Below are 7,218 nucleotides of genomic sequence, written 5' to 3'. Positions count from 1 at the left end.
GAGCCGTAGCCCTCTACCTTCCAGCCCGCGTCGCCGTCTTGCTGGCGCCGCACCCCGTCGGTGGAGGCGGGTTATAGGGCCCCTCGCCAGACCTGTAAACACCTTTTTTAAGAAAAAATGACAGAAAGTGCGAGACGCAAAATTTTTGCGCGAAACCACATATAGGTTTCACTTTTATGACCTGCAAGGTCGCGCCTGACGCCAAAATCCGGGTGCGGCGCTATTGCGCGCATGTTCAACGCCGCTAAGATAGATATGTCCTGCCAGACAAAGCGCCTGACTTCAGCCGGAATCCGACCCTGAATTTCCTTTAAAAATTTGCAGAACACCAAAATGAGTCGCCAGATGACCTCCAAACCGCCCCTGCCCAACCGGAAATCCCCTATCAAAGTCATTGATATGCATACCGGCGGCGAGCCGCTTCGGATCATCACATCGGGTTATCCGGCGATTCCAGGCGACGATATTCTGGCCAAGCGTCGATATACCCGCAACAAACTTGATCATCTGCGGCGGTTTCTGATGTTCGAGCCGCGCGGTCATTACGACATGTACGGCGCCATTCTGGTCGAACCGAGCCTGCCCGAAGCCGATCTGGCGGTTCTGTTCATCCATAATGAAGGCTATTCGACCATGTGCGGCCACGCCATCATCGCCCTTGGCCGATATGCCGTTGATTACGGATTGGTCGCGCCTGTCGAACCGATAACGCCGGTTAATATTGAATGCCCCTGCGGGCTGGTACGTGCCGAAGTATCGGTGACCAATGGGAAAAGTGGTGCCGTCCGTTTCAAATCTGTTCCGTCCTTCATGTTTGCTGCCGATGTTGAATTGGCGCTTGCCGACGGCCGGGCATTCAAAACAGATATCGGATATGGCGGTGCATTCTATGCCGTTCTGGATGCCGGACAATTCGGCCTTGAGGTCGGGTCTTCACCGGTGCGCGACCTGATCGATCTTGCGCAGTCCGCATGCAGCGCGGTGAATGCCAGTATCACGCTAAACCATCCCGATCATGATGATCTGGCATTTCTGTATGGTGCTATCCTGACCGATGGCAAAGATGCACCTGCCAAAGAGCCAACACGTAATATATGTGTCTTTGCCGACAATCAGGTTGATCGCAGTCCGACCGGATCAGGCGTCAGCGCGCGGCTTGCCATTCAACATGCCAAGGGGCTGATCCCAACCGGTGTAACGAGAACATTTGAAAGTATCATCGGGTCAGATTTTAAGGGTCGCGTTTTGGACACAACCAGATGCGGGCCTTATCCGGCGATCATTGCCGAAGTATCGGGCAAGGCACATTACAGCGGTGAAGCCAGTTTCTGGCACGATGCAGATGATGAAACCGGTCGCGGTTTTATTGTCCGCTAGTTCGCAAATTTCTTGCGACCGAAAGTACAAAGGGACGCGGCGAAATCCTGCGTCCCTTTGTTATAGATTGCAATGATCTTGTCGTCAGTTCGGAGAGCCTTCGCTGGCACGTGCCCCGCGCAGGCATTCGATCAGGCTGTTTTTCGAATTTTCGATATGAGCTTCGAGGAGTTCGACCGCATAGTCGACATCCCGCGCCTTGCAGGCATCAAGAATATGGTGATGTTCACGTTCTGCCCGATCAGTTGCCCCGGAAAGTGCAAGCTGTGCTTGTGTAAAGCGGACAGTATTGTTGCCAATCATGCGGATGATTTCGAGCGTCTTGGGCCGGTTCGACGCACGATATAGCCGATCGTGGAATTCGCGGTTAAGTTCGCCCCATTTCGAAATATCACCCGATCGGAAAGATTCGTCGTAAACAGCCAGAATATCTTCGACCGATTTGATGTCTTCGGGTGTCAGTCGCGGCACCGCATGACGCAGCAATTCACATTCCAGCATTTTGCGAACTTCAAAAAGCTCTTCGATCTCGTCAAGCGAGAGATGAGCAACAATCGCGCCCTTATGGGGCTGGAACGACACCAGTCCTTCGGCATCCAGACGTTGCAAAGCCTCGCGAACCGGAATGCGTGAAACATTATATTCGGTAGCAATCGCATCCTGACGCAACTGAAACCCGGCCGGGAAATCACCCGACAGAATGCGGGCGCGCAAATCTTCGGTTACCTGATCGGTAATGGTGCGGCGGGTAAAACGCGGTGATGCGGTCATTTTGGCTCTTTTTATCTGTCCTGTGCGGTATCGGGCCCGGCTTGATATCCCCAAACGTCACCGCCCCCTTTTTCTAGTCATACCGATGCGTTGGTTTAGGCGCAATACAATTGCAATCATGCCGCTACGGTATCAGGGGTTTGCCAATAGAAACCGGCCCCGATCAAACGCCTATTTCACGATAAATCCATGCGCGTAAGGGTCACGATCATCGATGAAAATCGTATTGTAGCCATGCTTGCGTGCCCAGCCTTCGATCCCCGGCACCACCGCGTCATAGTCTCCGACTTTTGTCTGTTCGACGACGGTGACACGGAACTGCGACCCGATAATGCTTTCATGGACCAGCTCATGCGCCGGGTCCCATTGCCCCTTGCCGACCAATTGTGCCAGACGGGCGGATGAGCCGGTTCCACAGGGTGATCGATCAATCCCCTTGTCGCCATAAAACACCGCATTGCGATGGGTGCTGTCAGGCTGGGTCGGCTTGCCGGTCCACTGTATATGCGACAGGCCCGAGATATCGGGGTGAAGAGGATGAACGAACTCGGCGACCTCGTTCAGACGGCGGCGAAGTTCCGGACTGATACGCTGAAAATCACCAACAGTGTAGTCGGCCATATCGCGGAAGTTTTCCTGCGGCTCAACAATCGCATAGAAATTCCCGCCATAGGCGACATCCACCTTGATCGGACCGAGATCGGGACAGTCGACCTCGATATCTGTTTTATAAAGGAAGGATGGCACATTGGTCAGTTTGACCGATTCCACGTAATCGCCAACCTGTTTATATTCGGCAATCACAAGACCGGCCGGTGTTTCAAGGCGCAGCACGCCTGGGATCTTCGGCTTTACCAGACCTTCCTCAATCGCCATGGTGACCGTTCCGATCGTGCCATGACCACACATCGGCAGGCAGCCGGATGTTTCGATAAACAGGATGGCAACGTCACAATCGTCGCGCGTCGGTTCATAAAGGATCGAGCCCGACATGATGTCATGGCCGCGCGGCTCGAACATCAACCCGGTCCTGATCCAGTCATACTCCGCCAGAAAATGCGCCCGTTTTTCGAGCATGTTTGCACCTTCAAGCTTTGGTCCGCCGCCTGCAACCACACGCACCGGATTGCCGCAGGTATGTCCATCAATACAGAAGAAGCTGTGTTTTACCATTTGGTGCGGCCTTATCCTTGGAAACGATCAATACGATACGGGGTCACGTTAATGGGGGCAGTCGCATCACTCACCAGATCAGCAATAAGCCGTCCGGTGGTGGCCGCCATGGTCAGGCCAAGATGACCGTGACCGAATGCGAAGAAGACATTTTCATGTTTGGGGCTTGCCGAAATCACCGGTTTGGAATCCGGCATCGAGGGACGGAAGCCCATCCATTCGGTCCCGCCTTCGGCGCTGAGCTTCGGAAGAACTTCTTTGCCTTTGGCAAAAAGAGCCTTGGCGCGATTATAATTGGGGGCGGCAACCAGCCCGCCAAGTTCAACGGCACCACCCACACGAATGCCCATTTCCATCGGGGTCAGAACAAAGCTGTCATCAGCACAAATGACCATACGCGAAAGCCTGACACCATTATAGGGCACTGTTGTATTATAGCCGCGCTCGGTATCAAGAGGCACAGAGGAGCCAAGCCGTTTGGCCAGCGTTTTTGACCATGCGCCACAAGCAATGACAATCTTGTCGAAGGTAATCTGATCGCCTTGTACCGTTATCGCGGCACGCGGTTTGCCGTCGTGGTAAACGAAATCGGTAACCTCGGCATTCTGGAACTTCCCTCCACGTTCCAGAAAATGCTTGTAAAAGCCGGTAACAATTCGGAACGGGTCAAGAACCCGGCCCCAGTCCTCCTCCATCACGCCGCAGGCGAAGATTGGGGCAAGATCAGGCTCAATATCCATGACCTCGTCCTTGGTTAGGTCACGAATTTTGACACCATTACGACGGCGAAGATCAATTCCATATTCGGCATCGCGGCGTGTTTTCTCGCTGCGATAAACACCCATGGCGCCTTCTTTTTTAAACACCGCACCGGAAAGGCCTGCTTCTGCGATCACCGGATCGTAATCTTCCCAGGCGCGGTTGAGGATGGCTGCTAATTCGGTTGCAATCTGCTCTACTCGGCTTTTCGAACTGGCGGCCAGAAAACGGATCAGCCACGGCATCATTTTGGGCAAATAGGACCAGCGCACCGAAAGCGGCCCCAGCGGATCCATCAGCCAGCCGGGCACATTTGTCCAGCCCCCCGGCATGGCAACAGGCGCGCATTCCGTGACGGCAATCCCTCCAGCATTGCCAAAGGATGCTCCCATCCCCGGTTCTCCGCGATCCAGAAGGGTGACGTCATAGCCCTTCTTCAAAAGAGCCAAACCGACATTGACCCCGACTATCCCGGAGCCGACAACGACGGCATGCTGATTTGACTGTGAGGGGGACTTTAAAGCGGAAGAAGGTTTTGGCATGTTCCGGGCCCTGACTGCTTTGATGTGCGCTTTTATCTTGATCTCTCGTCTCGTGCCAGATGGCAGCAAACTCCCCTGCGAAAATCGCAGGAGAGTTCCCACTTGCCACCAAAACATACGCAGATGCAATCACGCCTTACGAAGCTGATGCGATGAATGCGTTGATTGCAAACCGAATTAAAGTTTCGGGCGTGTGTCGATGGCTTTCTGGATGGTTGCGCGAATGCGTTCCATCTCCTCGCCAACCAGCGGCAGACGCGGAGCACGGACATGGGCCTTACCCACGCCGGTCATCTCCTGTGCCAGTTTGATATACTGAACAAGCTTGGCATGAACATCCATATGCAGGACCGGGGTGAACCAGCGATAGATTTCAAGCGCTTTCTTGTATTTTCCCTCAGACAGCAGCTTCCAAAGTGCGACCGATTCCTGCGGGAAAGCATCGGTAAAGCCCGAAATCCAGCCAACCGCACCCAGAACCTGGGTTTCCATGACAAGGTCATCCATGCCACAGAACAGAACGAAACGATCACCGCAGGCATTATAGATGTCGGTAATACGACGCGGATCGCCTGAGCTTTCCTTGATCGCGACCAGGTTTTTCACATCGGCAAGCTGGTTGAATTCTTTCGGCTTGATATCGATGCGATAGGCACCCGGGTTGTTATAGATCATGATCGGAAGCTTGGTCTTGGCCGCGACCGAACGGAAATGCTCGATATTTTCGCGCGGATCGGCGGTATAGATCATGCCCGGCAGAAGCATCAGGCCGTCAGCACCAAGTTCCTCGCATTTCTGAACATAACGGATGGCAGCTTGGGTCGAGTTTTCAGCAACACCCGACAAAACCGGTATACGACCATTGGTAACTTCAACAGCAAGCTTCAGAACCGCGATTTTTTCTTCCGGTTCAAGGGCTGCGTTCTCGCCAACCGAGCCCAGCATGACGAGGCCGTCAACACCGGCCTTGATCAGTGCTTCAATCTGGTGAGCGGTCATATCGTAATCGATTGAACCATCTTCATTCATCTGGGTGGCAACGGCGGGGAATACGCCAGTCCAGTTTACCTGCATGGAAAGTAACCTCCTGATTTGGTCGCGTGCCCCATTATCGGGTCAGACCGCTTGATCGCTAAAACCCGTAAATTTACAGGCTCTGATTGCGTTAATGTATATTGTATACAAAAAATGAAATCTGATAGCAATGGAGAATTTCAGAAAATAAAAAGGTCCCGATATACGGGACCCTTCCTAATAATTCGAAACGGTTGTTCTTTTAGGGGCTTGGCATTAAACGAATACGCGTTCCGCGAATAATGCCGTTAGCCTAAGCAGATATAATATCAAGCGTTTTTCGAATGACCACGGCGTCGCAAAGCTCCTGTTCGACCAAGATGCGTGCATTCCGCCCCAACGCCTCGCGCTTTGTATCATCTTCCATCAGGTCTTCAATCGCCTGCGCCAAAGCCCCAGCATCGCGCATCGGAACCAGAAATCCTGTCTGGTTATGCTTGACGATTTCGCGGCAGCCGGGAACATCTGATGCCACCATCGCCAAACCACTGGCAGCCGCTTCCAGCAGAGATTTAGGCAAGCCTTCACGCCATGAAGGCAAAACAGCAAGATCAGACTGCCTAAGTAAATCGGCGATGTCGCTTCGTTTACCAAGCCATTCCAACAATCCATCCTGTTGCCATTTCACAAGACTTTCCATATCAGCGGAATCCGGATTTGCCGGGTCAATATCCCCGACCAAAAGCACACGGTAATTGAATCCCCTGTCTTTCAGTATACCTGCAGCTTCAACCAGTTCAGCCAGCCCCTTGGACCATAACATCCGGGCTACAAAGATTGCTGTTTTACGCTCATCATGTCTTCTCTCTGGCTTTCCCGGACAGAATTGTCTGATATCTACCCCGGAGCCGCGCACAAGCGAGAGGCGCTTCTGACTAAACCCAAGCCCTCGCATCAACTCAAAGTCATCGGAATTCTGGACAATGACATGGATCGACGGGCACCGGGCATATATGCGCATCAACATCGAAACCACCGAGCGAACGAGGCGCGCCTTTGCTCCATTTGACACAAACATGAAACCAAGTCCGGTTACCATGTTTACCGAACGACGTACGCCGACCAATAGCCCTGCCAATGCAGACAAAACAACACATTGAATTGCGACATTTATGACAATATCCGGTCGTTCGCGCCGGATCAGACATGCGAGTGCTTTAATCGTCTTCAATGATTTTATGGGACTGAGTCCACCACGAGCAATCGGCACATCAACAACACGGAAGCCCTCGGCCCGGAGTTTCACCGCAGCTTCATTAGCATTACATGCGACGATCACCTCGTCACCCCTCACAAGTGCAGCACGCCCCAAACCGAGACGATGAGAAACAAAGGACCAATCCTCTCCACAAACGAACATCAATTTACGTCTGCGCTGCATTGTCACCGTTTTTTTCATGCTGCCGTTTCCGTGATTATGACATCGGCTTTGCTAAACGCCTGCCCAAGTTCCGTCAATGACGGATCGACCTGCACAAACCGATATGATTTAATTCCTGTATTATATTTCATCGATAACGTG

The 7,218-nt window shown here is 52.8% G+C and carries 6 protein-coding genes; 1 reads left to right on the top strand and 5 read right to left on the bottom strand.

Annotated elements, in window-relative coordinates:
* Positions 1-345: 345 nt before the first annotated feature.
* Positions 346-1,377: a proline racemase family protein gene (locus AUP42_RS08550; protein ID WP_062950919.1), complete on the top strand. Its 1,032-nt coding sequence runs from the start codon at positions 346-348 to the stop codon at positions 1,375-1,377.
* A gap of 84 nt (positions 1,378-1,461) precedes the next feature.
* Here AUP42_RS08550 and AUP42_RS08545 read toward each other — a convergent pair whose 3' ends face one another.
* The 5 genes from AUP42_RS08545 to AUP42_RS21370 form a co-directional block, all read right to left on the bottom strand.
* Positions 1,462-2,148 carry a GntR family transcriptional regulator gene (locus AUP42_RS08545; protein ID WP_062950892.1) on the bottom strand — a complete coding sequence of 229 codons (687 nt, stop codon included), beginning with the start codon at positions 2,146-2,148 and terminating at the stop codon, positions 1,462-1,464.
* A 171-nt stretch (positions 2,149-2,319) separates the two neighbouring features.
* Positions 2,320-3,321: a 4-hydroxyproline epimerase gene (locus AUP42_RS08540; protein ID WP_062950890.1), complete on the bottom strand. Its 1,002-nt coding sequence runs from the start codon at positions 3,319-3,321 to the stop codon at positions 2,320-2,322.
* Between the two features lie 11 nt (positions 3,322-3,332).
* Positions 3,333-4,622, bottom strand: coding sequence for an NAD(P)/FAD-dependent oxidoreductase (locus tag AUP42_RS08535; RefSeq protein ID WP_062950888.1), 1,290 nt, complete (start codon positions 4,620-4,622; stop codon positions 3,333-3,335).
* 177 nt (positions 4,623-4,799) lie between these two features.
* Positions 4,800-5,696 carry a dihydrodipicolinate synthase family protein gene (locus AUP42_RS08530; RefSeq protein WP_062950886.1) on the bottom strand — a complete coding sequence of 299 codons (897 nt, stop codon included), beginning with the start codon at positions 5,694-5,696 and terminating at the stop codon, positions 4,800-4,802.
* 253 nt (positions 5,697-5,949) lie between these two features.
* The gene (locus tag AUP42_RS21370) at positions 5,950-7,095 is read right to left on the bottom strand and encodes a glycosyltransferase family 4 protein (protein WP_062950885.1); all 1,146 of its coding nucleotides are present in this window, start codon (positions 7,093-7,095) and stop codon (positions 5,950-5,952) included.
* Between the last annotated feature and the right edge of the window lie 123 nt (positions 7,096-7,218).

The organism is Thalassospira lucentensis (assembly GCF_001613805.1).
GTDB lineage: Bacteria > Pseudomonadota > Alphaproteobacteria > Rhodospirillales > Thalassospiraceae > Thalassospira > Thalassospira lucentensis_A.
Note: the sequence above shows the minus strand (reverse complement) of the source record. Positions and strands in the feature narration are given on the sequence as shown.

Bases quoted from the DNA above. Each gene is read 5' to 3' on its own strand.
- AUP42_RS08550 (WP_062950919.1), top strand. From the start codon at position 346: ATGACCTCCAAACCGCCCCTGCCCAACCGGAAATCCCCTATCAAAGTC.
- AUP42_RS08545 (WP_062950892.1), bottom strand. From the start codon at position 2,148: ATGACCGCATCACCGCGTTTTACCCGCCGCACCATTACCGATCAGGTA.
- AUP42_RS08540 (WP_062950890.1), bottom strand. From the start codon at position 3,321: ATGGTAAAACACAGCTTCTTCTGTATTGATGGACATACCTGCGGCAAT.
- AUP42_RS08535 (WP_062950888.1), bottom strand. From the start codon at position 4,622: ATGCCAAAACCTTCTTCCGCTTTAAAGTCCCCCTCACAGTCAAATCAG.
- AUP42_RS08530 (WP_062950886.1), bottom strand. From the start codon at position 5,696: ATGCAGGTAAACTGGACTGGCGTATTCCCCGCCGTTGCCACCCAGATG.
- AUP42_RS21370 (WP_062950885.1), bottom strand. From the start codon at position 7,095: ATGAAAAAAACGGTGACAATGCAGCGCAGACGTAAATTGATGTTCGTT.